The following is a 25750-nucleotide window of genomic DNA, read 5'->3' on the forward strand; positions in this document are numbered from 1 at the left end:
TCAAATTTTATAGTTTTAATTTAAAGCTAACAGTTTTTCTTCTTCGGGAATGAAATAATCATCAATGTTATATGTTTGAATATTTGCTAATCTCAATTCTTCTAAAATAGCTACTAAATTTCCATAATTGCTTTTACGGGATGGTTTTATAAATACAATTACTCCTCGATTTGGCTTTCCGATAGCGGCCGAATATTCAAGGATTTTTTTGTTGATAGCAGATAACTCCTTTCGAAACCCATTTTTACTATAATTCGTTTTTGTTATTTTTTCTGCAGAAAAATTTAAAATACCACTATATGTTATGATTTTGTCGTTTTCTCCCAATAATACAGTGTAAAAACGATCAGTTTTATAACAACCTGTTATAGGTTCGCCACATCCTCTGTTTAAATCTGGCAAATTCAAATCCATAATTTTTGGCTTGGATAATTCACCAACAACCATAAAAAATATAATCAGCAAAAAAGAAATACTGACCATTACGGTTAAATCAACTCTTGATTTTAATTTTTTACTTCTGACTTTTTGAGGTAGATTTTTCATAGTAAATAGGTTTTGGAATTTAAATTTAATAATAAAAAGAAAGCGAAAATCATCACACTATTAAAAATAATCAAAAATATTTTTTGTCATTAAAGTCTTGTTCTTCAATACAAATTGAGAATTTTTGAATATTCTTTATAATTATTTTCATTTTTATTAAAACCAAAACAAATATATCAGCGTAAATGACTTTATAACTTAAAATATTAATTATGAAAACTAGAAAATTTTTAGCCTCAGTAACTTTAGTCTTAGCATTCGGATTTACATCATTCGCTCAAAAAACTGTAATGGTTGGCGGAGCTGCAATGTATCCAAATAAAAATATTATTGAAAATGCTGTTAACTCAAAAGATCACACAACTTTGGTTGCAGCAGTAAAAGCGGCAGATTTAGTAGAAACTTTAAAAGGAAAAGGACCGTTTACTGTTTTTGCTCCAACTAATGCGGCTTTTGACAAATTGCCAAAGGGAACAGTGGAAACATTACTTAAACCTGAAAACAAAAAAATGCTTCAAAACATTTTGACTTATCATGTTGTTTCTGGAAAGTGGAGCTCTGCTGATATTGCAAAAGCAATAAAAGACGGAAAAGGTAAAGCAGCAATTAAAGCAGTAAATGGTGGTACTCTAACAGCTTGGATGCAAGGAAAAGATTTATATATTACTGACGAAAATGGTAATAAATCTAAAGTAACTATTGCAGATGTTAACCAATCAAATGGTGTTATTCATGTTGTGAACGCGGTATTGTTACCAAAGAAATAATTATCTCCAAAACATAACCTACGATTGAAAAAAGTTCTGCAATTATTGCAGGACTTTTTACTTTTTAGCTGTTAAAGTACTGCCAGCAGAAGCCACAACAACACATACAACAGCTAAAATTTCATAAATGCTTAAATTTTCTTGTAGAAATATAAAAGCACAAATAGAAGCGGCAGCTGGTTCTAAACTCATTAAAATACTAAAAGTACGAGGAGGAAGTTGTCCTAAAGCTTTCATTTCTAAAGTAAAAGGAATTGCACTAGATAAAAGCGCAAGGGCGACACCCATTCCGAAAAGCTTTGGAGTTAGATGTGACAATCCTGTTTCTAGAAGACCGAAAGGTAAAACTAAACTAGCAGCAAATAACATTCCGATTGTTACGGCTTGGCCATCGTTCATTATTTTTGAAATTTTCCCACCTAAAACAATATAAGCGGTCCAAAACGCTCCTGCTAAAAGTGCACATAATATACCAATCGGATCTAATCGACCGTTTGTCCAAGGTGCAATAAGCAAAATTCCTATTGCTGCTAGCAAAACCCAGCAATAATCTACTAATCGTTTTGAACCTGCAATTGCTAATAACAGCGGACCAACAAATTCTAAAGTAACGGCTAAACCAATAGGAATTCTTTCTATAGCGAAATAAAAAATTAAATTCATCGCTCCTAAAGACAATCCATACGGAATTACAATTTTCCATTGTTCTTTAGTTACTTCTTTTAAATTTGGTCTATAAGCTAAAAGTAAAATTAATGCCGAAATACCAATTCGTAATGATGCCGTTCCAGCTGCTCCAATTGTAGGAAATAATGTTTTGGCGATCGCTGCGCCACATTGTACACTAATAATTGCTAATAATACTGCCGGAACAGGAGGAAGGTTAATTTCTTTGTTTTTCATTAAAAACCTAGATTTTTATTTTTAAGATGGTTAATTCTTCAACTTTTTGATCTTGAAAAGTTTTCAGCGTAACATAGTACCACTTTTCATTGTCTAAGTCAATTGTAAAAACATCATTTAGATTATGATTTTTGATTTCAGTTTCAAATTTTTTTACCATTGTACCTTCAGTAAACCAATTTAAATCTCCATCTTTACTTGAATCCATGCTGTATTTATTTGCTAAATCTGCAAATGAAGCGCCTTTTTTATACTGTCCTAAAATTTTTTTGCGAAGCTCGTTTATTGATTTTAGAGACATCTTATTTCCATCTAAAAAGATATAACTCACTCGTAATGCGGTTATATTTTTTAAATCAATAACTTTATAAATATTATTTTCATCAGAAAAAATATCACCTTTTATTTTATTCTGAAATATTCTATAAGGTTCGCTTTATCTATTTTTGGAACTATTGTCCAAACTTCAGCCATAACATTTTCATTGCTTTCAATAAAACTTGTGGCTTCTTCAATAGTATTAATAGCTTTTATTTGGTCTTCAATTTTTTGAGAAAAAGAATTAGAGCAAATCAAGAAAAATACGACAGTTAAAAAATACTGCATATTTTTAGTTAAGTTTTTAATTAAAATCATTTTAATTGTCTAATGCTCTTTTGGTTACATAAGCTCTATATCCAATAATAGCCATTTGCCATTTTTTAGCTTTCGAAATATCCAATCCTTGTTTGGTAAAACTTGGCAATAGTAATTTATTTAATTTAGCAAGAAATTTATACATAGCAGATTTGTTTATTCAAAGATATAAAAAAAAGACCTTGTGTTTTAATCAAAGTCTTTATGTGCAATTAAGGTCTTTTAAAATTTAAGAATCAAATTTTCATCTCCGTCTGTTTGTCTGTTGATGGCGTTTTTCGGAGCTTCCATCCATCCGGTTTTATTAATCACGAATTTAAAAAGATGGGTTTTGTCTTTTTCAAATTGTGATTTTGGAATTGACAATTCGAAAGTGTTTTTGTTTTTTCTAATCATTTGATAATCTTTATCATTTGGATTCCAATTGTCAAATGAGCCCGCAATGGAAACACTTTTTATCAAATCTGAACTTAAAGTTTTATCATGTTCGTAAGTAAAAACTACTTTATCGCCAATTATTTTATAACCGTAAATTCCAGATTGCTTTTTGTTTTCGCTCAATAAATCATTAGAAAGTTTTACAATTGCTTCACCTAAAGCATTTGCTGTGTTTTCGTCACTAATATTTACAATTATAGAAAGTCCTAATTGACATTCGGGATAAATAACCAGCATATTTTGAGTGCCAAATGCACCACCGTGTTTCCAACAATTTTTGCCATTTTCATCAACTTGAATATAATCCCAGAAATAACCGTTCCAAGTTGTCGAACTGTTTAAGAGATTTCGCTGTGATTCTTGAACTATTTTGTTCTTTGTATTTAATTCATAAGCAATAAATTTGGTAAGATCACTTAAAGTAGATTTTAAACGACCAGCTGCGCCCCAAAGATTATCAGAAATGCTTGGCATTAAAATTCCTTTTAAATTATAACCATTTGCAACTACAACATTTGAACTTAAATTTATTCCTGTCGAAGTCATGCCAAGTTTAGAAAAAATATTTTCTTTTAATAGCGTTTCGTAACTTTTCTGATAGACATTTTCTAGAATATGAGCAGTCAAATTTAGACTTCCATTGCTATACTTAAATTTTGTGCCAGGCAAAGTATCTAACTTAATTGTTTTGAGATCTTCGAAGAAATTTTCTTGAGTATAAGATTCGTCGATTTTCTTAAAGGCAAGATAACTGCTGTCGTTACGATTTTTTCTTAATTCGCTTGTATCAGGGAGATCTTTATCAAAACCAGTTCTAAAAGATACTAAATCTTTAATCGTAATTGGAGTTCCATTATATTCTAAATTTGGATAATTGCCATTTAGATATTTTCTGATGTCTTCATCAGGATTTAGTTTTCCTTCTAAAACCGCTTGAGCTGCCAGTAATCCCGTAAATAATTTAGTTATCGAAGCTACTTCAAATACCGTATTATTATTGGCAATGTTTTCTTTTCCTTTATCAATTTCGCCATAATGTCTTGTATATGTTTTTCCGTTTTTGACAACACCAATCGAAATTGAATTTGCTTTTGAATTTTGCATTAATATCGACGCTGTTTTGTCCATCGATATAAGAATATTTTTTTCGATTGCGCTTTGTTGTGCCAGAATTGAAAGCGTAAAAAAGAGAAGCAGTATTGAAAGATTTGTTTTCATTTTTGAGCAATTTTAAAAATCAAGTAAAGTTTAAAACTGAAAAAAACCAGCGCATAACACTGGTTTTTAAAATATAGAATAAAGTATAATTAAGCTTTTTTGTTTTGTCTTTCCATTTCCTTCATATCTTTTTCATGCTGTTTCATATCTTTCTCATGCTGCTTCATGTCTTTAGCATGTTGTTTCATATCTTTTGCATGTTGCTTCATATCAAGTTCATATTGTTTCATGTCTTGCTCGTATTGCTTCATGTTGTTCTCGTATTCGCCAGAATCACCTCCAAAATTAAATTTGTAATTATAATTGTAATTGAACTTCTCCATTTTTTCATTGAACTTTTCCATTGCTAGCTCATATTTAGCCATTTCCTTCTCATAGATAGCTTCTCTTTGAGACATAATAGCTTCAACTTGTTTTTCATAAGCAGACATGTCAGGTTCAAAAGCTTCCATTTTTTTCTCAAACTCTTCCATTTCTTTTTCAAATTTGCTCATAGCAACTTTGTCTTTTGGATTTTTTGGAGGAACAGGTGGTTTCGGCATTTTTGACATATCTACAGCTGGAGCTGTAGGCATTGGCCCAGAAGGAAAAGCTGGAGGCGTTGGTGGAGTAGGAGGCGTTAGGTCTGAATCTCCATAGTTACGCACAACAACCCTTTCATTTCTAATTATAATTGGCGCTTTCATATTTTTATCAGCATTAATTACAATAGCTTTAGTTCCGTTTTCATCAGTGCCAATTGCAATCTCGCAATCTTTTATTGCTTTGTTTCCATCAATTTTAATGGTTTGTTTTTTTCCAGATTCAGATTTTGTTTGAATTTGGATAGCTGTCAATTCTTTATCAGAATTTCTTTTTACATCAGAAACTTCAACATCAAGATTATGATTAGTTTTTAATTTTGAAGTAAGATCCTTCAATTCTTGATCCGTAGTGTTTTTTGTAATTTTAATAATTTCTTGTTCTTCTTTAATAGTGTCTTTTTGAACAACTGCTAAATTCTCTTTTTTCTCTTGTGCAATAGTTTTAATTTGAAATAAAAGAACAAATGCGCCCAATGCCGGAATTACAGCATAATATTTCCAATAATTCCTTTTGTTTGATTGATTCTTGTTTAACATGACAATTCGTTTTTTGATTAATGATTGATAAAAATGATTGGTGATAGCAACGCATGTATCGTGCGTTGTAATTTTTAAAAGTGTGTATTGATATGCTTTTTTGTCGGTAATTTTTTTAGAAGCTTCATAATCTGCAATAAATTCAAGATTTTGTAAAATGGCTTTTTTATAAAGCCAGACAATTGGATTAAACCAAAACAGAATACAAAAGATTCTCGAAATCAAAACATCAATAGTATGGTTTTGGTCGCTGTGCACTTTTTCATGCTCCAAAATATTTTCTAATTCGGCAGCCGTATATAGTGATGAATTGTACACAATATAATCGAAATAGGAAAAAGGAGCGATGTTTTCATTTACGTCGATAATTTTAAAATCTTCTTGCTGTTCTATTTTTTTTCCTTTCAGAACAGCATTCAAACTATAAAAATCAAGAGCGAATTTTATCATAAAAGCGATGAAACCAATTCCGTAAACAGCAAGCAGAACTAAATTCCAATTTATTTCAAGACTTTCTTTTTCAACCGTAGACACATTTTGAGTATACTTTGGTGTGTAAACTGCAAAATCTTGATTAGAGATTGGAATATTTTTTACTTCAGTTCTTTCAATTGTTGGAATTGCAATTGGTTCTGGCGGTGCTTCAACCAAAATTACTTTAGTGTAAACCACAAAAGGTAAAACCAAAGAAGTGATTAGTCCCGCTAATAAAAACCAACGGCTGCTATTAAAAAATGTCTCTTTACGAAGTAAAAAAATGTAAGCAAAATAAAATGTTGCTAAAAGTCCGCTTGATTTTAAGATAAAAATAAAAAGTGCTTCCATACTATTCTTATTTACTTTCTTTTGGATTTTCGATCATGTCTAAGATTTCTCGTAATTCGTCAGCCGAAATTTTTTCTTCCTTAGCAAAAAAAGAAACCATGCTTTTGTAAGAACTATTGAAATAATTATCAATTGCAGTGTTCATAAAACCTTTTCGGTAATCTTCGATACTTACAGCCGGATAATATTGATGTGTGTTTCCAAAAGCATTGTGTGCAACATAACCTTTGTCTTCCAAATTACGCACTATAGTTGACAAGGTGTTGTAATGTGGCTGATCTTCTAAAATCTCTGCTTGAATTTCTTTTACAAAAGCCTTTTTTAGCTTCCATAAAATGTGCATGATTTCTTCTTCTTTATTGGTTAGTTTTTGCATTTTTTTATTTATTTAAATCGTTTATTTACGAGTTTCGATTTCAATTACGCCATTTGTACCCTTATCTCCATATTTTCCAATTGCCTCAATTCCTTTTAAAACATTGACAGACTCAATAATTTTTACATCTATGCTTTCATAGTTAAAATTGCTTGGCATTTCTTCTCCATCAACAACAATTAATTGATTTCCAAGTTTGTTTTTTGTGGAGTTTTTATCTTTAGATTCATCAATTGTTTGAATTCCAATTTTTGAATCTCCATTTTTATAAGTTATAACAACGACACCGAATTCGTTTATAGTTTGATTTTCAGAATTTTGAATAGATTTCGCGTTCTGTTTTCCTTTTTTAATATCAACGACAATTGAGGTTAACTCATTTGATGCATTTCTTTTTACATCAGAAACTTCAAATTTTACTTTATGTTTTTTCTGTAAATTGTTTTTGATTTCGTTCAATTGCGCATCAGTAGAAGTTTTACAGATTTTAAAAACATCAACAGATTCAATATTCGAGTCGTTTTCAGCTATAAATTGCGGTCTTTCTTTTGCAATTACTTCCATTTGAAATAAGAATAATACAAAAGCTGCGATTAGTGAAATTACAGCATAATACTCCCAAGAATTTTTCTTTTTTGATTGATTTGCGTTTGACATAATGATTCGTTTTTTGATTAATGATTGATGAATGAATTATTCTTTAGTCTCAATTTCAATTACTCCTTGAGAACCTTTTTCTCCATATTTTGCTGTCGCATTAGTTCCATTGTAAACACTCATAGATTCAATACTTTTTGGATTAATACTATTAACATCAAAATTAGAAGGCATTTCTACTCCGTCAACAACTATTAATTGCAGATTCATTTTCGCTTTAGCTGAATTAGAAACGACAATTGTTGGTTTAGAACTAATAATTACATTTGGAGATGTCTTATCATCTGTATTTGTCATCACAACAGTGTTAACAGTTGTAGTAGTAACACTGTTAGTTTTTGTACTAGTAGTAGAATTAGTGTTAGCATTTTTTTCTATTTTAGTTTTCAGTTTATTGCTAATTGTTTTTTTAGGCTCTTTATTTTTAGAGTTGTCTTCTGTTTGGATTCCGATTTTTTTATCTCCGTTTTTATACGTGATTACTAGAACTCCAAATTCATTTATTGCTTCTCCGTCAGTAGATTGCACAGATGTTGCTTGTTGGCTTCCTCTTTTTACATCAACTGAAATTGATGTTAGCTGGTTTGAAGAATTTCTTTTTACATTAGAAACTTCAAATTTAATGTTATGATTTTTTTGCAAATTGTTTTTTATTTCGTTCAATTCTGAATCAGTAGAATTTTTACGGATTTTAAAAACATCTACAGATGCAATATTCGACTCTTTGTCAGTTACAATTTTCGATTTTTCTTTTGCAACTACTTCCACTTGAAATAATAAAACAAAAGCGGCAAGAGCTGGAATTACAACATAATACTTCCAAGAATTTCTCTTTTTTGATTGATTTGTGTTTAACATAACGATTCGTTTTTTGATTAATGATTGATAAAAATGATTGGTGATTGCAACACAATTTTCGTGTGTTGTTATTTTTAGAAGCGTGTATTGATATGCTTTTTTATCTAAAAGTTTTTTGGCAGCTTCGCTGTCTGCAATAAATTCAAGATTTTGTGTGATTGCTTTTTTATAAAGCCAAACAATAGGATTGAACCAGAAAATAATACTGAAAAATCTCGAAACTAAAACGTCAACGGTATGATTCTGGTCGCTATGAACTTTTTCATGTTCAATAATATTTTCTAATTCTGAAGCCGTATACAGTGATGAATTGTAAACAATATATTCGAAATAGGAGAAAGGCGCAATGTTTTCGTTAATATCGATGAATTTAAAATCGGCTTGCTGTTGTATTTTTTTTCCTTTTATAATTGCATTTAGACTATAAAAATCTATTGCCAATTTGATAATGAAAATAATAAAACCGATTCCGTAAATTCCCAAAATGATTTGATTCCAATTGAATTCGGGCGATTCTTTTTCTATAATATTTACATTCGATTGAATGCTATTTAAAATTGGAGCCGACTCAATCCATACAACTTTGGTGTAAGTTAGTAAAGGTAATACGGCAGATACAACTAAACCAGATAATAAAAACCATCTGTTACTATTGAAAAAAGTTTCTTTACGCAATAAAAAATAATAGGCGCAATAAAACATAAGCATTAAGAAACCCGACTTAGCGATATAAATGAAAATTGCCTCCATAATCAAAATTATTTTTCTTCGTTTTTATTTTCTATCATTGATAAAATTTCTCTCAATTCGTCTGCTGAAATTTTCTCTTCTTTAGCAAAAAAAGAAACCATGCTTTTATAAGAACTGTTGAAATAATTATCAATTGCAGTTTTCATAAATCCTTTTCTGTAATCTTCTATTGCAACAATTGGAAAATATTGATGTGTGTTTCCAAAAGCATTGTGCCCAACATATCCTTTTTCTTCCAAATTGCGAACAATAGTTGATAATGTGTTGTAATGTGGTTGGTCTTCAGTAATTTCTGCTTGAATTTCTTTCACAAAAGCTTTTTTAAGCTTCCATAAAATCATCATAATTTCTTCTTCTTTGTTTGTTAACTTCTGCATCTTCTCTAATTTTAATTCAAACCTACAACTATTTTTTTAGTTACACAACTATAAAAATAGTTATTTAACTAAAAATTAAGTTTGATTTGATTTTAAGTCACAGAAAAGCCATTCAAATTTAAATGTAATAAATTGAATTATAACGTTTTAAGAAGTTAAAGTTTTTCTATTGAGGTTTTTCGGTGACTAAAGCATTTTTAATCCATATGCAACATCCTGTAGCAATTACGCCAATGCAAGCCATAAATAACCAGTTGATCTGATAACCCAAGCGGGTAATAATTTCAAAACCAACTTTTGAACTTATTATATGAGCTAAACTAAAACTCATGGTATAAAGCGCCATGTAGCGACCTTCTTGTCCGCGTGGTGCACGGCTCAAGGCAAAAGCATTAGAAAAAGGAAAGGTTAGAACTTCGCCGACAGAAATGCAAATCATGCTGACAACCAATATTCCTGCCCAAAAATTAATGAGAAGCAAAAAGAAACTAGAAGCCATTACAAAAGAGCCTACAATAATAATTCTGATTTTAGCAAAACCTTTTCTTTCTAAAAAGCCAACTGTTGGCATTTCTAAAGCAAAAATCAAAAGTCCGTTTAACGTCATTAATAATCCCGTTTGGAATTCACTTAAACCAAATTTTTCATTATGATATAAAGGTAAAGTGGTAAAAAGCTGAAAGAAAATCATAGCCGTAATAAAACTCACAAATAAGAAAACCCAGAAAATCTTGTCATGAAAAACTGATTTTACATCTCCGGCACTTTCTGCTTTATCTTCATAAACTACTTTTTTCTTTTCTTTTACCAAAAAGGCGAAAATTAATATCGAAATAATACAAGAAGAACCATCAACCCAGAAAAGACCAGAATATCCCATTCCCATAATAATTAATCCGCCGAGAGCTGGACCCGCTGCAAAACCTAGATTTACTGCCAAACGAACAAGTGTTAAAGCACGAGTTCTATTTTCGGGTTTTGCATAAGCGCCCAAAGACACGAACATGGCTGGTCTGAACATATCTGCAATAGTCATTAAGAGAAACATGGCAATACAAAGCGACCAGAAATGTGTTATATATTGTACAAAGAAAAGTGACACGCCGCTAGTGAATAAGCTGAAAACCATTATTTTATAGAATCCGATTTTATCAGAAAGTTTTCCGCCAAGCCATGAACCCAACATAGAACCGAAACCAAAGGCAACCATAATCCATCCAACTTGATTGTATGAAAAATGAAGATCTTCTTTTAAATATTTGGATAAAAATGGCAATACCATTGTTCCGGCACGATTGATAAAAGTTACAATGGCAAGAATCCAAATTTCTCTAGAAAAACCTCTGAAATTATTAATGTAGTGGGTAAAAGCGTTTTTGAGCATTTTGTGTGATAGATTATCGCAACAAAGTTAGCAAACTTTGTCAGCTTAAGTGGTTGTCGTTTTGTTACTTTTGAACTATTTTTGCATAAAATTTCTAAGATGAAAACTATCTACGCCCTAGTTTTATTGTTTGTTTTTAGTTTTGGCTTTGGTCAAAAAAAGTTTAGCAAAAATGAAGTGTTAAAATTTCAGAAGAAAATAAATTCAGAATTTGCTGATTCTAAGACAAGTCCGTTAATGGCAAAAGATTTAAAAACTTTTAAAAGCTTAGAATTTTATCCTATTTCTGAGACTTATTTTGTCAATGCAACTTTAGTAAAAGCAAAAGGCGGGAAAGTTTTTGAAATGAAAGAGAGCGGAAAGTATACTTCAAAATACGTTAAATACGGTACTTTAAATTTTAAAATTAATGGAAAAGCGTTTAAGCTTGCCGTTTATCAAAATTTAGAACTTATAGTACAAGAAAAATATAAAAATTATCTGTTTTTGCCTTTTTCCGATTTAACAAGCGGAAAACAAAGTTACATCGGAGGTCGTTATATAGATTTGCAAATTCCGAAAGGAAATACAATTGCGATTGATTTTAATCAGGCGTATAATCCGTATTGTGCTTATAATTACGAATATTCTTGTCCGCTTGTACCGCTAGAAAATGATTTGAAAATTGAAATTAAAGCAGGAGTAAAAGATTTTCATTAATGGAATTTTTCAATTTTCATACTCATCATTTTACCAATCAGCCAGATGTTTTAGAGTTGGTAAATCAATATCCAAAAGATTTTGATGGATCTATTTCGTTTTATTCTATCGGAATTCATCCGTGGTATATTGATGAAAATCGAGTTGATGAAGATTTGAAAATTATTGAAGAAAAATTACAAACTGAAAATTGTTTGGCAATTGGCGAATGTGGTTTAGATAAACGAATTGAAGTTCCGTTAGAATTGCAGATTTCTGTTTTTGAAAGACAATTAGAATTGGCACAAAAATTCAAAAAACCAGTTGTTATTCATTGTGTAGCCGCTTTTCAGGAAGTTACGGCTATTAAGAAAAAAATGAAAATTTCTGTTCCGATGATTATTCATGGTTTTTCGAAGAATAAACAATTGGCAGAACAATTAATTAAAGACGGCTTTTATCTTTCATTTGGGAAATATTTATTGAAAAATCCAGATTTAAAAACCGTTTTTCAAGTAATTCCAAATGATCGTTTTTTCTTAGAAACCGACACAATTGAAGAAACAATTGAGCAAGTTTATGAATTAGCTTCTGAATATAAAGAATTAGATATAAAAGAATTAAAAGGTATTATTTCAAGTAATTATAAAAGTGTGTTTGAATAAAGAAATTTAATTTAAAAGTTTGTTACCCTGATCGAAGTCGAAGGGCGCTCCAATTAGTAACGGGCTTCGACTTCGCTCAGCCTGACACTTGAAACTTGAAACCTGAAACTTGAAACAAAAAAAATAAGAACAAAATAACAAAATATAGAATATGGCAGAATGGACAGAAAGAGCTGAGCTTTTGTTTACTAAAGAAGGATTAGAAAATTTACAAAAAGCAAATGTTTTAGTTGTAGGATTAGGAGGAGTTGGATCTTTTGCAGCCGAATTTTTGGCGAGAGCAGGAGTAGGAAATATGACAATTGTCGATGGAGATGTTGTGGATATTACCAATATAAACCGTCAATTGCCGGCATTGCATTCAACAGTTGGAGAACCAAAAATTACGATTGTTGGCGATCGTTTAATGGATATTAATCCGGAATTAAAACTTACTCGAGTTAAAGAATTTCTTTCTCCAGAAAGAGCTTTCGAAATAGTTTCTCCTGAATTCGACTATGTTTTAGACTGTATTGATAGTATTACGCCAAAATTAAATTTGATTATTGCCGCAAAACGCAAAAGAGTAAAAATCATCAGCAGTATGGGCGCTGGCGGAAAAATGTTGGCATCAAAAGTAAAAGTTGCTGATATTTCTAAAACAATTAATTGTTATTTTTCTAAAACAATTCGCAAGCGTTTGAAAGCGGTAAAAATCAATAAGTTGAAAGTAGTTTTTTCATCAGAAATTCAAAATGAAAAAAGCCTAAAATTAACTGATGGAAAAAATTACAAAAAATCTTTCTATGGAACAAATAGTTACATGCCAGGATTATTTGGTCTTCATGCAGCAGAAACTGTAATTCGTTATTTGATTTCGAACGAAAAATAAGGTTCTAAGATTCTAAGTTACTTAGGTTTATCTTTGAGTACTTAGAATCTTTGTGAAAAATAAACCTCAAAACATAAAATACTTAGAACCTCAGTTCCTCAGAACCTTAGAACCTTAAAAAAATGATTAAAACAGTAATTTTTGACATGGACGGCGTAATCGTAGACACGGAGCCAGTTCATCGTTACGCTTATTATTTACAATTTTCAGAATTAAATATTGAAGTGCCAGAAGAAATGTATACTTCATTTACTGGTTTTTCTACTAGAAATACTTTTCAGACGTTAAAGAATTATTTTCCATCTGTAGAACAAGAAGTTGAAGATTTGATTCAAAGAAAAAGAACGATTTTTAATGATGCTTTTGATACCAAAGAAGATCTGTATCTTTTAGACGGAGTTGAAGATTTAATTAAAGATTTGTATCACAACGGTATACAGTTGATTTTGGCTTCTTCAGCTTCAAAAGTTACTATAGATCGAGTTTTCACTAGATTTAATCTTCATCAATATTTTACGCATATTGTGAGCGGTGAAGATTTTCCGCAATCAAAACCAAATCCAGCTATATTTATTCACGCTGCTTCTTTGTCAATTGCTCCAAAAGAAGAATGTATTATTATAGAAGATAGTACAAACGGAATAAAAGCGGCAAAAGGAGCAGGAATCTATTGTGTAGGATATAAAAGTGAACATTCTAACCTGCAAGATTTATCTGAGGCAGATTTAGTTATAGATCATTTTAACGAATTAAATGCTCAAAAAATAGCACAACTTAAGCCCTGAATTATATAAAATTTAACATTTGTTCGCTATTTGAATTTGTAAATTTGAATAAAATAAAAAACACTGAAAATGAAAAAACTACTTATTGCATTTGCCTTAATTTTAGCACCATTGGCATCAGAAGCACAGGTAAAAACACCGCAAGCAAGTCCAAAAGGATATATAAAACAAACCGTTGGTTTAACAGATGTTGAAGTTACTTACTCAAGACCAGGAGCAAGAGGGAGAGCTGTTTTCGGAAATTTGGTTCCGTTTGGTAAATTGTGGAGAACTGGAGCAAACGAAAATACAATTATTAATTTCAGTGATGACGTTATTATTGACGGTAAAACATTGAAAAAAGGAAAATATGCAATTTATACTGTTCCAAGAATTGAAAGCTGGGATGTTATTTTTTATCTTTCTACAGATAACTGGGGATTGCCAGAAAATTGGAGCGAAGCTTATGTAGCTTTAAAAACTACTGTAAAAGAAGATGCTCTGCCAACTCCGGTAGAAACATTTACAATCGGAATTAACGGTTTAGATCCGAATTTTGGTTATTTAGAAATGGCTTGGGAAAATTCTCATGTAGCTTTAAAATTTGAAGTGCCAACTGCAAAAACTGCAATAGCAAGTATTGATAAAACGTTAGCTGGTCCATCATGGAATGATTATTACGCAGCGTCTCAATATTTATTTCAATCGAACGGAAATATCGAATTATCTAGAACTTATGTTGATAAAGCATTGGATATGAGTACTGATAAACCTTATTATGTAACAAGATTAAAATCTTTGATTCAAGCAAAACAAGGAGATAAAAAAGGTGCAGTAGAAACAGCAAAAGCTTCTTTAGCAGCTGCAGAAGTAGCAAACAATGCTGATTACGTAAAATTAAATAAAGACAGTATCGCTGAGTGGAGCAGATAAGTTTTTAATTTTTCAATTATAAAATTCCAAATTCCAAAGCTTTCGGGTTTTGGAATTTTTTTTGCTGTTTTTTAACCGCAAAGCACGCTAGGTTTTTTATTAAAGTATTTTTTGAAAACGCAGAGTTCGCAAAGCTTTGTGTAAAAAACTTTGCTCCCGATAGCTATCGGGATTGCGTAATTCCTTGCGTGTTTGTGGTTAAAATCAATTCATACTTGGAGGTTCAGGAATTTTAACCGTTTTCTTTATTTTTTTAATTAAGAGATAGAATGTAATTCCGCCCAAAATAATAAGTAAAGCAATCTGCAATTGCCCGATGCTATTATTTTTATTGTACATCGCATTGGCAAGAGCCAATTTTGCTTTTCCTTCTTCAATTTGAATTTGCGATAAAGATTCTAAAGTTTTAAGAGCTTGCCCGCTTGAAACAGCAATTTTATTCCAATCTTTATTTTCAACCTGTTTATTGATTTCTTTGCACGAGCTTAAAAAAGCATCAAAATATTGTTTTTCTTTATTCGTTAAAACAGTTTTGGCGTACAAATCATCAATATTATGGACAATATCTAGAGTATGAATGATTTCGTTTTTCTTGATATTATCACTCAGATCAAGTTTTTCTGCTTCAGCTTTTATAAAATGAAGCTGTTTAGAATACTGAAAAATGTAATGCGCAACAACTAAACGATCTTTGTAAATTGCATTAATATTATCATTTACATTTTTTGAATTCAAAAGCGTATTAAAATTCCCCAATAAAATAAGAAGCATCACGATCAAAAGAATAAAAGCGGCTTTGGTTTTATTGCTGTACTTTTTAAGATCTTTCATAATGATGATTTTTAAAAATTAAAAGAAAACTACCTGTGAAAAAATCCTTTTGATTGAGGTATTTCAATATTCTTGACACTTCCTAAAGGTGCAATTTGAATTGCATCACTTCCTTGTTTTAAATAAAAGTAATATAAACTATTAGAGTTGATTAAAAATACCTGTTCGGGTTTATCTTCATTAAAATAAAGTTTTGAATCATATTTTATAGCATTTTTCGCAATATCCTTTTTTATAAAATATCCTCCCGCCATTCCGTAACCAAGAAAAAACGATAATAAAATTACAGCAAGAGATTTTATTGCAATTAGATTGTAATAACTTTGGGTTTCCTTTGTTGTTAAATCTGTTGTAGGTTTCAACTCAAACATTTTCTGAACGTAACGTTTTTTATAATGTTTTGCCAGAAAGGTTGGTAAATTAATATGAATTATAAACAGTGAAATAATTGTCGCCAATATTACCGGATTTGAAGTAAATTCAGAAATAGGGCTCATTAAAACATCTGTTATTGTAGAATATTTTAAAATATTAATACCTAATTGGTAATAAAAAATGCTGTCTTTCAATATTCCCATTAAAATTAGGAAAAGGTAGCCAAATGGAAGTAGTTTTTCTAAATCGTCCGAAATTTTCATTTATAATTTCTCCAGTTAAAAATTAGTTTAGTTTTTGGATGTAAAACTTTTTTGATCAGTTTTACGATTACTAAAATAGTGTTTTTTACTTACAATTTTAAGAGAGAATCTATTTGCAGAAATTTAGTTTTTATAATGATGTTTTATTAGGAGCTTATTCCTGCTGTCCGCTGTATCTTTTTGTTTTTAAAGAAAAAACAAAAAGGATGCCGCTTCCATCACGGTTAGGGCATCAGGATTTATTTAGTTGAAGATTGATTAATTAAAAATCGAGTTTGTTTGTTTACAATTTCTGCTGCATTTCTTAAATATATTGGGCTTGTGCATTCTGCATAACTGATATAAACAATATGATTATCATCGTTCAAATTTTCATTTCTCCTTACAGCTTCAGTTGAACTTTCTAAACCATTTATTAAATATACGGGATTTCCTTCTTTAAATAGTTGAGTTGTAATTCCGATTAACATTTGTTCTGCGAACTTTTGTATGTCAGTTTCTTTATAAGCCAATAGATAAGAACAACTTAACAACGAACAAAATGTCGTTTTTTGGAATGTCGGATATTTTTCGAATAATTCATTTCCTTCATTCAAATTATCAAAACACTTTGTGTATAATTGAGCGGAAATGGAATTGTCTACAACCATTGATTCATCAGTATTTTGACTTTCAGCCTGAAAGAATACTAAAAAAAATATGATGATGAAGATTTTTTTTGACATCAGCTTATTCCAAAATTAATTCATTTTCATCAGATTTTCCTCTGAAGAATAAAAACTGAATCAGTAGCGCCAATACAATTGTCAAAATTGCACCAATAAAATTAAGCCATAAATAGCCTAGTTTTTCCTGTGTATAAATCATGAAATAATAAATAACGAAAATCGTTAACTGGCTAATAATCGCACTGATAAACATTGGCTTTGCCTGAACGCGTTTCAAATAAAAACCAACAAGAAAAATCCCTAAAACGGTTCCGTAGAAAATAGATCCAATAATATTTACCAACTGAATTAAATTTTCAAACAACGTTCCAACGCAAGCGAAAAGTATCGCTACAATTCCCCAGAAAAGAGTAAAAAACTTCGTTACATTTAAAAAATGTTTTTCTGATTTTGGTGTTTTCTGATTTCGTTTATAAATATCAATTGCTGTTGTAGAAGCCAAAGCGGTTAATCCTGAAGCGGTTGAAGACATGGCTGCCGAAAGAATAACGGCCAACAATAATCCTATTAAACCTTTTGGTAAATAATGCAGGATAAAGTGAAAGAATACATAATCTTTGTCGTTGGTTTCTGTATTACTGTCTGCTTTTAAAATTATTTCTTTGGCTTTGTCTCGTAAATCTTTTTCTTTATTCGATAAAGCTACCAATTCTTTACGCAAAATAGGATTGTCATAATCTTGATTTAACTGATCAATATATAGCAAGTTAATTACTTTTTTATCTTCGGATAGTTTTACTAATTTTTGCTCTAAAGCGTGATATTCTTCTTTATAAACCGATTTTTCAATTGCAATTTTATTGTTTGGATTGAAATTTAAAGGAACAGGATTGAATTGAAAAAACACAAAAACCATAACTCCCGTCAAAAGAATAAAAAACTGCATCGGAACTTTTAAAAGCCCATTCATTATCAATCCCATTTGACTTTCGCGAACTGATTTTCCAGATAAATAACGCCCAACTTGCGATTGATCTGTTCCGAAATACGCAAGAGCTAAGAAAAAACCTCCAGTAATACCGCTCCAAATCGTATATTTCTCTTCTGGATCAAAAGAAAAATTTACAATATCCATTTTATCATTTGCACCTGCAATGTGAAGCGCGCTATTAAAAGTCATATCGTTTGGAAGATAGTGTAGAATCAAGAAAAAAGTGATAAACATTCCAGACATAATTACAAACATCTGCTGTTTCTGAGTTACGTTTACCGCTTTTGTTCCTCCAGAAAAAGTATAAATAATTACTAAAACTCCGATAATAATATTCATAACAGTTAAGTTCCATCCTAAAAGCGCAGATAGAATAATAGCTGGTGCATAAATAGTTAAACCGGTTCCTAAACCTCGCTGCACCAAAAATAAAATTGCCGCTAGAGAACGCGTTTTTACATCAAATCTCCTTTCTAAAAATTCGTAAGCCGTAAAAACTTTACTTTTATGATAAAGCGGAATAAAAGTCACACAAATTACAATCATGGCAATTGGCAATCCAAAATAAAATTGTACAAATCCCATTCCGTCATGATAAGCTTGACCTGGAGTAGATAAAAACGTAATAGCGCTGGCTTGTGTCGCCATTACAGAAAGACCGACAGTATACCAAGGCGTTTCGTTGTTTCCTAAAATGAAATCTTCAACGTTTTTACTGCCTCGGGTTTTCCACGAGCCATAACCAACGATAAATAATAATGTTACAATAAGTACGATCCAGTCAAATAGCTGCATAGGTTATGAGTATAATTGCATGATTAAAACGAAAATAGCAATGTAAATTGCATTAAATACTAAAACGTAAGTATAACTTTTTTTCCATTTTTTTGTTTTTTTCGTTTCCATATTTTATTGCTTTAAATCTTGTTTAGGAGCTTCAATTGGCTGTTTCAAAGAAATAATATTCGATAGTAATCGATAAGCGCCAGAAACACCTTCTGGTAATTCTCTAAAGAAACTTAATCCAGTGTAAATGTAATATCCTTTTCCATATGGAGCTACTAATAATGCACCATCTTTTGCAGATTCTCCTTTATCATGAGAAGATATAATAGGAGTGAAGGCAGCATCATATTCATTTGGATAATACAATCCTTGTTCTTGTGTCCATCCTTGAAAATCTTTTTCAGAAATTTTGTTCGGAGTATTCAAAACGGGGTGATTTGGTGCTAAAAAAGTGATTTTTGCATTTTCTTCTGTAACACGATCGTTTGATAATTTTAGCGGATATGGAGCAATTTTATCTGTTACCAGTTTTCCGTTAGTATTGTATTGCACAATCATATTTTTTCCGCCTTTTACAAAATTGAATAAAATATTTTGTTTGTTAGCTAAAGCATTTACGGTATTGTACGCGCGAATTCCGGTAATAACGGTACTAAAAGAATCTAACTTTTCTGGTGTAATTTCTTCTGGTTTTAAAATAGAAACCTTGTATCCCATTTGTGCTAAACTTTCTGGGACTTCATCTCCAGCACCCATAATATATGCGATGGCATCTCCAGAAGTTTTTAAGTCAATTCTAATACATTTTGATTCAGCCGATTTTAAAACCATTTGTTTAGTTATATGATTAAAATCGATAATAGTTTGATCTTTATCAAAACGTTTACCATCAACAGTTGCAATACTTTTCGCTATCACTTCTTCAGGATTCACTGGCGGTGTTACTTCAAAATAAAAGATTTGTTCATTGCCTTTTTTATCCAAATCAAACGGAATTTCTTTGGGAGAAACTGTCCAGCTTTTTGGTAATTCTAAATGTACATTTCCTTTTACATTATCTTTTCCTGCGCGAACTTTTACCGGAATCATTTTACTTTTTGTATCTCTAAAAATCAAAACTCTTTCTAGAATCGAAGTTGTAACATCAGGAACAATATCAACAAAATTGTACATTTCACCTTTTACGCCATCGTTGTATTTGTAAACTACAGTGCGTTCAAACGGAATTTCTATATCGTTGATTTTTATATTAAAAACAACTTTAGTTTCTCTGATAATATCTGGAATTCCGATGTTTTCTTGGTTTGAAACCGTGTACATTCCAACCGTCGCTTTTTCTTTTAACCAATATGGCTGTGTATATTCTATATTTTCAGGAAGTTGAAGCTGAATATTTATTCTTTGATCATTATTATTTTTTAAAGGAATGTTTTGAGAAATAGTCTTATTATCAGGTAAAGTTTTTATGCTAACTAATTGCATATCAACACTACATCTGTTAATAGCTTCAAGATAAAGTTTAAGTGTGCTTCCTGGCGTTGCTTCTTGTTCGTTTGCTACAGCTTCAAGATATAAACCAGAACAAGATGCGATTATATTTTTTATTGCGTTAGATTTAATGCTTTTCCAATGATCGTCTTCTAGAGCTTCAATCATAGCATAAGCTTTTACCAAATCTGGAATACTTGCTGAAGGTTTGTTGAAATCGTATTTTGAAATAATAGACGAAATTAAATCACCGATTGGTTTTCCGTTTTTAACGCGGTTCCAGCTTGTATCAATTCCATCGAATAAATTATCTCGCTCTTTTGGAGTTTCACCGTTAATTAATTCTAGATATTCTGTTTCTTCACCACGAACTCCAGTGCTTCCAAAACCTTGAGATTGATGACGGCTTCTGCTTAGAGCAGCAATTTCTTGATTCGATTTTCCTATTCCGTTATAATAAACACCAGTTTCTAGCTTTGTGAATTTAGACTTATTTGCGGCATCAAATTTTTCCTGACTTCCGTAAAACCACCAAGATGGATTGAAAAATTGGCGTTTTACCTGCCAAGGCGTAACATATTTTAATTGTTCAGGATAAACTTTTGGATCGTTTGTCAATTTAAAACTTTGTACACTTAACATTGCAGATGAAGTATGATGTCCGTGCGTAGTTCCAGAAGAGCGATGATCGAATCTATTGATAATAATATCTGGCTGAAATTTTCTAATCGTCCAAACAACGTCGGCAAGAACTTTATTTTTATCCCAAATGTCTAAAGTTTCATCAGGATTTTTCGAAAAACCGAAATCATTTGCTCTTGAAAAAAATTGTTCGCCTCCGTCAATTTTTCGAGCTTCAATTAATTCTTGAGTTCTTATAACTCCTAATAATTCACGTAATTGCGGTCCGATTAAGTTCTGACCACCATCACCACGAGTTAAAGACAAATAACCAGTTCTGGCATTCATATCATTTGCCAAATACGAAATCATTCGGGTATTTTCGTCATCTGGATGTGCGGCAACATATAAAACCGAACCTAAAAAGTTTAATTTTTTGATTTGATTGTAAATTTCAACTGAATTTAGTTTTTGTGGCTGCTGCGCAAATGAAATTTGAAAACTGATAAAAAATAAAAGAAAGATTTGAATCTGTATTTTTCTCATGCTGTGGTTAATTGTTTTTCTTTTAAGTGCCTCAAAAATACTAATTATTTTATGGAAGACTATTTAAATGAAATGTTAATGGTTGTTATTGATTTCTAATTTTCACAATAAGCAACAAAAAAGCTGCCAGTTTTTATGCTGGCAGCTTTTTTTATAATTGAAAATGAGAATAAAATCTCTTATTTTAGTTTATTTTCAGTATCAACGTAGTTTCCTGTAATGGTTACGTTAGATCCTTTTGTTACTTTTCCGTAAATAGTAATGGTAGAACTATTACCGATAAAGTTGATTTTAGCACCACTGTTCAATGTTAAATTTCCCCAGATTACTACCGATCCTTCTACGTTTAAAACAGATTCACTGTTTATAATAAGTTGCGTTGGATTAGTTTGCTGGTATTTTCCTTGAGATAAACTTCCTCTCATATTGAATGTACCTTTACTATTTAAAGTCAAATCACCAAGAACAGCAATTGAACCGCAATGCGTTAAAACAGCACCAGAATTTATAATAGCCGAATTGATAGCAGTTGCACCTTGATATGATTTAGTTTCATTAGAATTTAAAATCAAATTACTTCCTTGGTTGTATAAGCCATAAGTCGCGCAGCTTGCAAATGTAGTATTTGGTTTTTCAAGTTTAATGATTTTCAAACCACCTGTTCCACTTGCAACATAAATATAGTTTCCGCTAGATTTTACGTAGTTTGATGAACCTGCAATTCCTACTGAACCAAGTAAATTAAGTTGTGTAGCAGATTGATAAACATTTAAGCCTAAAGCTCCATTTGCGATAAAAGCATAACCGTCATTAAAAGAAACAGCATTAGTTACATTATCTTCACCAGCAACAGGAATTGCAATAGTTTGTAATTTCGATCCGCTGTTGATATCGTAAATGCCTAGACCATTGCGACCTTCAGAAACAAAAAGTTTTGTTCCATCAATATCCATTGTTCTTTTAGCTCCACTAATATCGGTAGAAGTAGCAAAGCTTTTTTGAAGAGCCAATGTTGATTGATTGTAAATATTTACACCTTTTGTTCCGCTTAGAGTTACCACTTTATCACTTGTTAAAGCTATAGAACGTAAATCTGCTAAAGCAACTTTTCCTGTCACAGCTTTGGTTGAAGTGCTTAATTTAAATAAGCTTCCATTATCTCCTGTAACAGCAAAATAATTTGTTGTATTTGCAGCAACATCTGTTGTTACTCTGCTTTCTAAATAATTTGTTGTTAAAGTATTGGTAAGTAATCCAGAATTTAAAGTCATATTAAAAACAATTGCTGGATTTCCTGCAAGTTGAGAATCTTTATCTACATCTTTTGCCGCACCGATAATTAAATTTCCGTTAACATAAGTAAGCGAAGTAATATCGGTATTTGGAATCAAAGCCGAAGTAACTAATTTAGGCTTGTAAGGATCAGAAACATCAATAACATCGATGGCTCCAGAGTAAACATCACCTCTTGTAATATAAGAAACGTAAGCATAATTACCATTTACTGTTACGTGGCTCGCCTGAAGTGTCCTTCCATTAGCATCAACTGGCGGTTTTACTTCCGCAATTTGAACTAAAGGTAAAGTTGTGTTAGTTGTTTCGGCAGATTTACCGGTTGCTGAAACATTTTCGATTGAAATAACACCCGAATTAGTTAGGTCAAGTCTCTGATTTAAGGCAGTTTGATCTGAGTTAATTGTAATGTTATTTACCGATTGGTTGTCGTTTCCATCATTATTATCGTCACAACCTATTAAAAGTGACATTGCTAAAAATGAAAATAAATAAACATTCTTTTTCATAAAATTTCGATTTGAGTTTTAAAAATTTGCTGCAAATATATATCATAATCACATTAAACAAAGGTTAATATTTAAAATAACTCAATAGAAGCCATTGTTGTTCAGTGATTTATATTGAAGTTACAATATTTTGACAAAACTTCAAAACCAAAAAAGCAAAAAAAAAGAGAGTATCGTTTCTGATACTCTCTATCGCTAAAAATTAACATTTAGCATTATCTTCTTCCTCGACCGTGATCGTGATCATCATGGTGATGGTGGTCATCATGTCTATCGCGATGTTTATCATGCTTGTCATGCTTATCATAACGTTTGTAATCTCTACGATCATTATAACCGTAAACAGGTCTTGGTTTATACGGTCTTTGTGGTGCGCCATGATATCCTTTATAGTATTTTACTCTATGGCGATCAAAGTAAGTGTAAGGCGTTCTTCCGTGATAGTCAGTTAAAACAACTTTATAACCTCCATACAAATCATAGTTTCTGTATTGTCTTGGTAAATAGGTTGTTCTAACCCATTTTCCTCCTCCAAAATAAATAAACTGCGAAGCTCTTACATCATAATATGCTTCGATATCTGGCAAGTAGTAATATTCCATCTGAGAATATCCTGCTGGTCCCCAAGCTGGTGGAGTACCTATATTAACGTTAATCGATACTTGGGCTTGCGTGGCATTTGCAACCATTAGAAATAATCCGGCGATTGCTAATTTTATCGTTTTCATCTTTTTTTAATTTTTTAATGTTAATCTTGTTTAGGGATATTCACATACTGTGCCAAAAAAAATAATTATGCATTTTGTCGAGCAAAAAATGCATTTCGTCGAATTATTTTTTGATTTGTTTAACGCTTAATTTTCTGATATTAAGTGTTTTATTTAAAGATGAAAATTTTGAAAAAAAAATTACTGATAATTGACAACTCTAGGCTTATTTAACTCAAAACTTTGCATTCTATAATCTGTAGTTTCAAATGTATTTGTCTTAAATACATTATCTCCTTGCTGCGGAATGCTCGGGTAATAAGAAATTGAAAGCTGAAAAGAACTGAAAACCAAATAATCATTGCTTACCAGTAAACCTAAAGTAATTTTAGAATATGGCTTACTTTTGGTCATAGCGATTTCTGGACTTCCTAAAACGGCTATCGCGTAATTAAAAAACGGATTTAAACGAAAACCTAATAAAGAATGGGGAGAGTAGGTTTGTGTTTGAAGTGAAAGAACGGCTTTGCTGGTTCCGTACAAAGCTGTATTAAAGCCCGCTAAACCATTTTGTTCGTTAATATTAAGCTGATCTCCCATAACATCATCACGATTTATTCCAACAACAAATTTCGGATTTACGAATTGTCTTAGTTTCCAATTTCCAATACTGTATAATTTGGTAAAGTAATTTGATTCAAATAAAAATGCCGTTTGATAGGTTTTAGATTGATGAAAATAAGTCCCTGCTTCAAAGTTCATACTTAAGAAACCTAAACGGTAATAATTTCCAAACGAAAATTGTGCTCCAACATACGGTCGCCAAAAAGTGTTTTTATATTGATAGCCAAACGTAAGTCCATAAACTCTTCCTATCGGAACGTCTTCGGTTTGGCCATTTCTAAAAATATATCGATCCTGAATAAATTTTCTAGTATTTAATCCAATACCACTTAAAATAAGTTTTTCGTCCGAATAAAAATTATCAGGATCGTAAAGTTCTGTTGGAGTTTCGGTGAAATTTTTATTCAGAAAACGTCCAGTCACAACTAGATTTGTAATGGCTTCGTGCGTGTCTTCAAACAATTTAAAAGCTCGTCCTGCCCAAAAATCCTGAGATTTATATTTTACTGGCTGAAAGGCGTATGTAAGATCTGGTGCCTGAAGTGTATCTCTTCTATAATATTCATCTACATAAACACCGCCAGCCCATTTTGTTAGAGGTGAATAAAAATCTCGTTCTACATTAATACTTTTAATATAATTGTTATCCAAATCCATTCTATAATGCAGAACGGTACCGATGAAAGTGTTTTTTATATTTGGAACAGTATAAGTAGCTTCGTTTGCATTTCTGCCATCATCAAAACGGTTGGTAAAACGGTATTCAAGCTGTTGTCCTGAACCAAAAAAATCTTTCTCTTTAAAACCTATAGAAACCTGATTGCTAGAAATTGAAAATCTCGGAATTGTACTCCAAGAATCCAATACACGAATGGTAACGTCTACAGAATCTGACGCAGCACCAACAGTTTGATTAGAAATACGAACAGCGGTAACGTAACGCTGCGCACGAATTAAACGCTCAGATTCCAGAATTTTGTACGTATCGTAAGGAGTATTTCTTTTAAAAAGCAATAAATTATAAATGGCTATTTTTTTTGTTTTTAAATGAAGTCTATTTCCTGTTCTTTCTCCCCAATTTTTAGGCATTTGTGCTGTATCTGCAACTGAATATCCAAAAGGATCTAATGTAATAATATTAATTTTACGAATAATTTTTCCGTCGTAATGCGTTGAATCTATCGGAACAAGTAATTCTTCTTTTTTCTTTGGTTTTTTAGATCTAAAAAATAGCTTATGCATAGTTTGCGTAAACTTATTTTTTTTAGAATAGTTCCTAAT

General features: G+C 31.2%; 26 protein-coding genes. 6 read left to right on the forward strand and 20 right to left on the reverse strand.

All coding sequences use genetic code 11. The features are described 5' to 3' along the window. Positions 1-15 precede the first annotated feature (15 nt). On the reverse strand, positions 16-546 hold the full coding sequence (locus P0R33_RS23110; protein WP_276173446.1) for a biopolymer transporter ExbD: 531 nt from the start codon (positions 544-546) through the stop codon (positions 16-18). A 212-nt stretch (positions 547-758) separates the two neighbouring features. Here P0R33_RS23110 and P0R33_RS23115 point away from each other — a divergent pair, with 212 nt between their 5' ends. Beyond that, a complete protein-coding gene (locus tag P0R33_RS23115; RefSeq protein WP_276173447.1) occupies positions 759-1313 on the forward strand; it encodes a fasciclin domain-containing protein in 555 nt (184 codons plus the stop codon). Between the two features lie 57 nt (positions 1314-1370). Here the strand turns inward: P0R33_RS23115 and P0R33_RS23120 are convergent, their stop codons facing one another. The 11 genes from P0R33_RS23120 to P0R33_RS23170 form a co-directional block, all read right to left on the reverse strand. Beyond that, positions 1371-2216 (reverse strand): DMT family transporter, encoded by an 846-nt coding sequence (locus P0R33_RS23120; RefSeq protein WP_276173448.1) that lies wholly within the window; start codon positions 2214-2216, stop codon positions 1371-1373. 7 nt (positions 2217-2223) lie between these two features. Then, on the reverse strand, positions 2224-2547 hold the full coding sequence (locus P0R33_RS23125) for a peptidylprolyl isomerase (RefSeq protein ID WP_276173449.1): 324 nt from the start codon (positions 2545-2547) through the stop codon (positions 2224-2226). Positions 2548-2618: 71 nt separating this feature from the next. Next, the gene (locus tag P0R33_RS23130) at positions 2619-2852 is read right to left on the reverse strand and encodes a hypothetical protein (protein ID WP_276173450.1); all 234 of its coding nucleotides are present in this window, start codon (positions 2850-2852) and stop codon (positions 2619-2621) included. Between the two features lies 1 nt (position 2853). Further along, the gene (locus tag P0R33_RS23135; protein WP_276173451.1) at positions 2854-2997 is read right to left on the reverse strand and encodes an SsrA-binding protein; all 144 of its coding nucleotides are present in this window, start codon (positions 2995-2997) and stop codon (positions 2854-2856) included. Between the two features lie 77 nt (positions 2998-3074). After that, positions 3075-4508: a serine hydrolase gene (locus tag P0R33_RS23140; protein ID WP_276173452.1), complete on the reverse strand. Its 1434-nt coding sequence runs from the start codon at positions 4506-4508 to the stop codon at positions 3075-3077. Between the two features lie 89 nt (positions 4509-4597). Beyond that, positions 4598-6454 (reverse strand): M56 family metallopeptidase, encoded by a 1857-nt coding sequence (locus P0R33_RS23145; protein ID WP_276173453.1) that lies wholly within the window; start codon positions 6452-6454, stop codon positions 4598-4600. 7 nt (positions 6455-6461) lie between these two features. After that, positions 6462-6830, reverse strand: coding sequence for a BlaI/MecI/CopY family transcriptional regulator (locus tag P0R33_RS23150; RefSeq protein ID WP_276173454.1), 369 nt, complete (start codon positions 6828-6830; stop codon positions 6462-6464). Between the two features lie 21 nt (positions 6831-6851). After that, positions 6852-7487: a TonB-dependent receptor plug domain-containing protein gene (locus P0R33_RS23155; RefSeq protein WP_276173455.1), complete on the reverse strand. Its 636-nt coding sequence runs from the start codon at positions 7485-7487 to the stop codon at positions 6852-6854. Between the two features lie 36 nt (positions 7488-7523). Further along, on the reverse strand, positions 7524-9095 hold the full coding sequence (locus tag P0R33_RS23160; RefSeq protein ID WP_276173456.1) for a M56 family metallopeptidase: 1572 nt from the start codon (positions 9093-9095) through the stop codon (positions 7524-7526). An 8-nt stretch (positions 9096-9103) separates the two neighbouring features. After that, the gene (locus P0R33_RS23165; RefSeq protein WP_057119772.1) at positions 9104-9472 is read right to left on the reverse strand and encodes a BlaI/MecI/CopY family transcriptional regulator; all 369 of its coding nucleotides are present in this window, start codon (positions 9470-9472) and stop codon (positions 9104-9106) included. A gap of 166 nt (positions 9473-9638) precedes the next feature. Next, positions 9639-10856: an MFS transporter gene (locus P0R33_RS23170; protein WP_276173457.1), complete on the reverse strand. Its 1218-nt coding sequence runs from the start codon at positions 10854-10856 to the stop codon at positions 9639-9641. A gap of 99 nt (positions 10857-10955) precedes the next feature. On the opposite strand from P0R33_RS23170, the gene P0R33_RS23175 reads away from it, so the two are divergent. The 5 genes from P0R33_RS23175 to P0R33_RS23195 all read left to right on the forward strand — a co-directional run bounded on the left by P0R33_RS23175 (position 10956) and on the right by P0R33_RS23195 (position 14767). Next, positions 10956-11555 (forward strand): DUF1684 domain-containing protein, encoded by a 600-nt coding sequence (locus P0R33_RS23175; protein ID WP_276173458.1) that lies wholly within the window; start codon positions 10956-10958, stop codon positions 11553-11555. Beyond that, positions 11555-12199 (forward strand): TatD family hydrolase, encoded by a 645-nt coding sequence (locus P0R33_RS23180; protein WP_276173459.1) that lies wholly within the window; start codon positions 11555-11557, stop codon positions 12197-12199. Before P0R33_RS23175 ends, P0R33_RS23180 begins: the two co-directional genes overlap by 1 nt. Positions 12200-12350: 151 nt before the next feature. Then, positions 12351-13070 (forward strand): tRNA threonylcarbamoyladenosine dehydratase, encoded by a 720-nt coding sequence (locus P0R33_RS23185; RefSeq protein ID WP_276173460.1) that lies wholly within the window; start codon positions 12351-12353, stop codon positions 13068-13070. Positions 13071-13192: 122 nt separating this feature from the next. Then, entirely contained in the window at positions 13193-13855 is a 663-nt protein-coding gene (locus P0R33_RS23190; RefSeq protein WP_276173461.1) for an HAD family hydrolase, read from the forward strand. A 69-nt stretch (positions 13856-13924) separates the two neighbouring features. Beyond that, the gene (locus tag P0R33_RS23195; RefSeq protein ID WP_276173462.1) at positions 13925-14767 is read left to right on the forward strand and encodes a DUF2911 domain-containing protein; all 843 of its coding nucleotides are present in this window, start codon (positions 13925-13927) and stop codon (positions 14765-14767) included. A 204-nt stretch (positions 14768-14971) separates the two neighbouring features. Here P0R33_RS23195 and P0R33_RS23200 read toward each other — a convergent pair whose 3' ends face one another. The 8 genes from P0R33_RS23200 to P0R33_RS23235 form a co-directional block, all read right to left on the reverse strand. Continuing rightward, the gene (locus P0R33_RS23200) at positions 14972-15598 is read right to left on the reverse strand and encodes an MCP four helix bundle domain-containing protein (RefSeq protein ID WP_276173463.1); all 627 of its coding nucleotides are present in this window, start codon (positions 15596-15598) and stop codon (positions 14972-14974) included. A 29-nt stretch (positions 15599-15627) separates the two neighbouring features. After that, positions 15628-16236, reverse strand: coding sequence for a hypothetical protein (locus P0R33_RS23205; protein WP_276173464.1), 609 nt, complete (start codon positions 16234-16236; stop codon positions 15628-15630). A gap of 239 nt (positions 16237-16475) precedes the next feature. Beyond that, positions 16476-16961: a hypothetical protein gene (locus P0R33_RS23210; RefSeq protein ID WP_276173466.1), complete on the reverse strand. Its 486-nt coding sequence runs from the start codon at positions 16959-16961 to the stop codon at positions 16476-16478. Between the two features lie 4 nt (positions 16962-16965). Next, positions 16966-18690, reverse strand: coding sequence for a sodium:solute symporter (locus tag P0R33_RS23215; RefSeq protein WP_276173467.1), 1725 nt, complete (start codon positions 18688-18690; stop codon positions 16966-16968). A 114-nt stretch (positions 18691-18804) separates the two neighbouring features. Then, positions 18805-21336 carry a PIG-L family deacetylase gene (locus P0R33_RS23220; RefSeq protein ID WP_276173468.1) on the reverse strand — a complete coding sequence of 844 codons (2532 nt, stop codon included), beginning with the start codon at positions 21334-21336 and terminating at the stop codon, positions 18805-18807. Positions 21337-21515: 179 nt separating this feature from the next. Beyond that, positions 21516-23138, reverse strand: coding sequence for a hypothetical protein (locus P0R33_RS23225; protein ID WP_276173469.1), 1623 nt, complete (start codon positions 23136-23138; stop codon positions 21516-21518). 215 nt (positions 23139-23353) lie between these two features. Then, positions 23354-23866, reverse strand: coding sequence for a hypothetical protein (locus tag P0R33_RS23230; RefSeq protein WP_276173470.1), 513 nt, complete (start codon positions 23864-23866; stop codon positions 23354-23356). Between the two features lie 180 nt (positions 23867-24046). Beyond that, positions 24047-25711 (reverse strand): hypothetical protein, encoded by a 1665-nt coding sequence (locus tag P0R33_RS23235; RefSeq protein ID WP_346429612.1) that lies wholly within the window; start codon positions 25709-25711, stop codon positions 24047-24049. Positions 25712-25750 lie beyond the last annotated feature (39 nt).

This window comes from Flavobacterium sp. YJ01, assembly GCF_029320955.1.
Classification (GTDB): Bacteria; Bacteroidota; Bacteroidia; order Flavobacteriales; family Flavobacteriaceae; genus Flavobacterium.

What these genes read in the sequence shown, in the direction of transcription:
- P0R33_RS23110 (WP_276173446.1), bottom strand. Translation starts at nt 546, where the DNA reads ATGAAAAATCTACCTCAAAAAGTCAGAAGTAAAAAATTAAAATCAAGA.
- P0R33_RS23115 (WP_276173447.1), top strand. Translation starts at nt 759, where the DNA reads ATGAAAACTAGAAAATTTTTAGCCTCAGTAACTTTAGTCTTAGCATTC.
- P0R33_RS23120 (WP_276173448.1), bottom strand. Translation starts at nt 2,216, where the DNA reads ATGAAAAACAAAGAAATTAACCTTCCTCCTGTTCCGGCAGTATTATTA.
- P0R33_RS23130 (WP_276173450.1), bottom strand. Translation starts at nt 2,852, where the DNA reads ATGATTTTAATTAAAAACTTAACTAAAAATATGCAGTATTTTTTAACT.
- P0R33_RS23135 (WP_276173451.1), bottom strand. Translation starts at nt 2,997, where the DNA reads ATGTATAAATTTCTTGCTAAATTAAATAAATTACTATTGCCAAGTTTT.
- P0R33_RS23140 (WP_276173452.1), bottom strand. Translation starts at nt 4,508, where the DNA reads ATGAAAACAAATCTTTCAATACTGCTTCTCTTTTTTACGCTTTCAATT.
- P0R33_RS23145 (WP_276173453.1), bottom strand. Translation starts at nt 6,454, where the DNA reads ATGGAAGCACTTTTTATTTTTATCTTAAAATCAAGCGGACTTTTAGCA.
- P0R33_RS23150 (WP_276173454.1), bottom strand. Translation starts at nt 6,830, where the DNA reads ATGCAAAAACTAACCAATAAAGAAGAAGAAATCATGCACATTTTATGG.
- P0R33_RS23155 (WP_276173455.1), bottom strand. Translation starts at nt 7,487, where the DNA reads ATGTCAAACGCAAATCAATCAAAAAAGAAAAATTCTTGGGAGTATTAT.
- P0R33_RS23160 (WP_276173456.1), bottom strand. Translation starts at nt 9,095, where the DNA reads ATGGAGGCAATTTTCATTTATATCGCTAAGTCGGGTTTCTTAATGCTT.
- P0R33_RS23165 (WP_057119772.1), bottom strand. Translation starts at nt 9,472, where the DNA reads ATGCAGAAGTTAACAAACAAAGAAGAAGAAATTATGATGATTTTATGG.
- P0R33_RS23170 (WP_276173457.1), bottom strand. Translation starts at nt 10,856, where the DNA reads ATGCTCAAAAACGCTTTTACCCACTACATTAATAATTTCAGAGGTTTT.
- P0R33_RS23175 (WP_276173458.1), top strand. Translation starts at nt 10,956, where the DNA reads ATGAAAACTATCTACGCCCTAGTTTTATTGTTTGTTTTTAGTTTTGGC.
- P0R33_RS23180 (WP_276173459.1), top strand. Translation starts at nt 11,555, where the DNA reads ATGGAATTTTTCAATTTTCATACTCATCATTTTACCAATCAGCCAGAT.
- P0R33_RS23185 (WP_276173460.1), top strand. Translation starts at nt 12,351, where the DNA reads ATGGCAGAATGGACAGAAAGAGCTGAGCTTTTGTTTACTAAAGAAGGA.
- P0R33_RS23190 (WP_276173461.1), top strand. Translation starts at nt 13,193, where the DNA reads ATGATTAAAACAGTAATTTTTGACATGGACGGCGTAATCGTAGACACG.
- P0R33_RS23195 (WP_276173462.1), top strand. Translation starts at nt 13,925, where the DNA reads ATGAAAAAACTACTTATTGCATTTGCCTTAATTTTAGCACCATTGGCA.
- P0R33_RS23200 (WP_276173463.1), bottom strand. Translation starts at nt 15,598, where the DNA reads ATGAAAGATCTTAAAAAGTACAGCAATAAAACCAAAGCCGCTTTTATT.
- P0R33_RS23205 (WP_276173464.1), bottom strand. Translation starts at nt 16,236, where the DNA reads ATGAAAATTTCGGACGATTTAGAAAAACTACTTCCATTTGGCTACCTT.
- P0R33_RS23210 (WP_276173466.1), bottom strand. Translation starts at nt 16,961, where the DNA reads ATGTCAAAAAAAATCTTCATCATCATATTTTTTTTAGTATTCTTTCAG.
- P0R33_RS23215 (WP_276173467.1), bottom strand. Translation starts at nt 18,690, where the DNA reads ATGCAGCTATTTGACTGGATCGTACTTATTGTAACATTATTATTTATC.
- P0R33_RS23220 (WP_276173468.1), bottom strand. Translation starts at nt 21,336, where the DNA reads ATGAGAAAAATACAGATTCAAATCTTTCTTTTATTTTTTATCAGTTTT.
- P0R33_RS23225 (WP_276173469.1), bottom strand. Translation starts at nt 23,138, where the DNA reads ATGAAAAAGAATGTTTATTTATTTTCATTTTTAGCAATGTCACTTTTA.
- P0R33_RS23230 (WP_276173470.1), bottom strand. Translation starts at nt 23,866, where the DNA reads ATGAAAACGATAAAATTAGCAATCGCCGGATTATTTCTAATGGTTGCA.
- P0R33_RS23235 (WP_346429612.1), bottom strand. Translation starts at nt 25,711, where the DNA reads ATGCATAAGCTATTTTTTAGATCTAAAAAACCAAAGAAAAAAGAAGAA.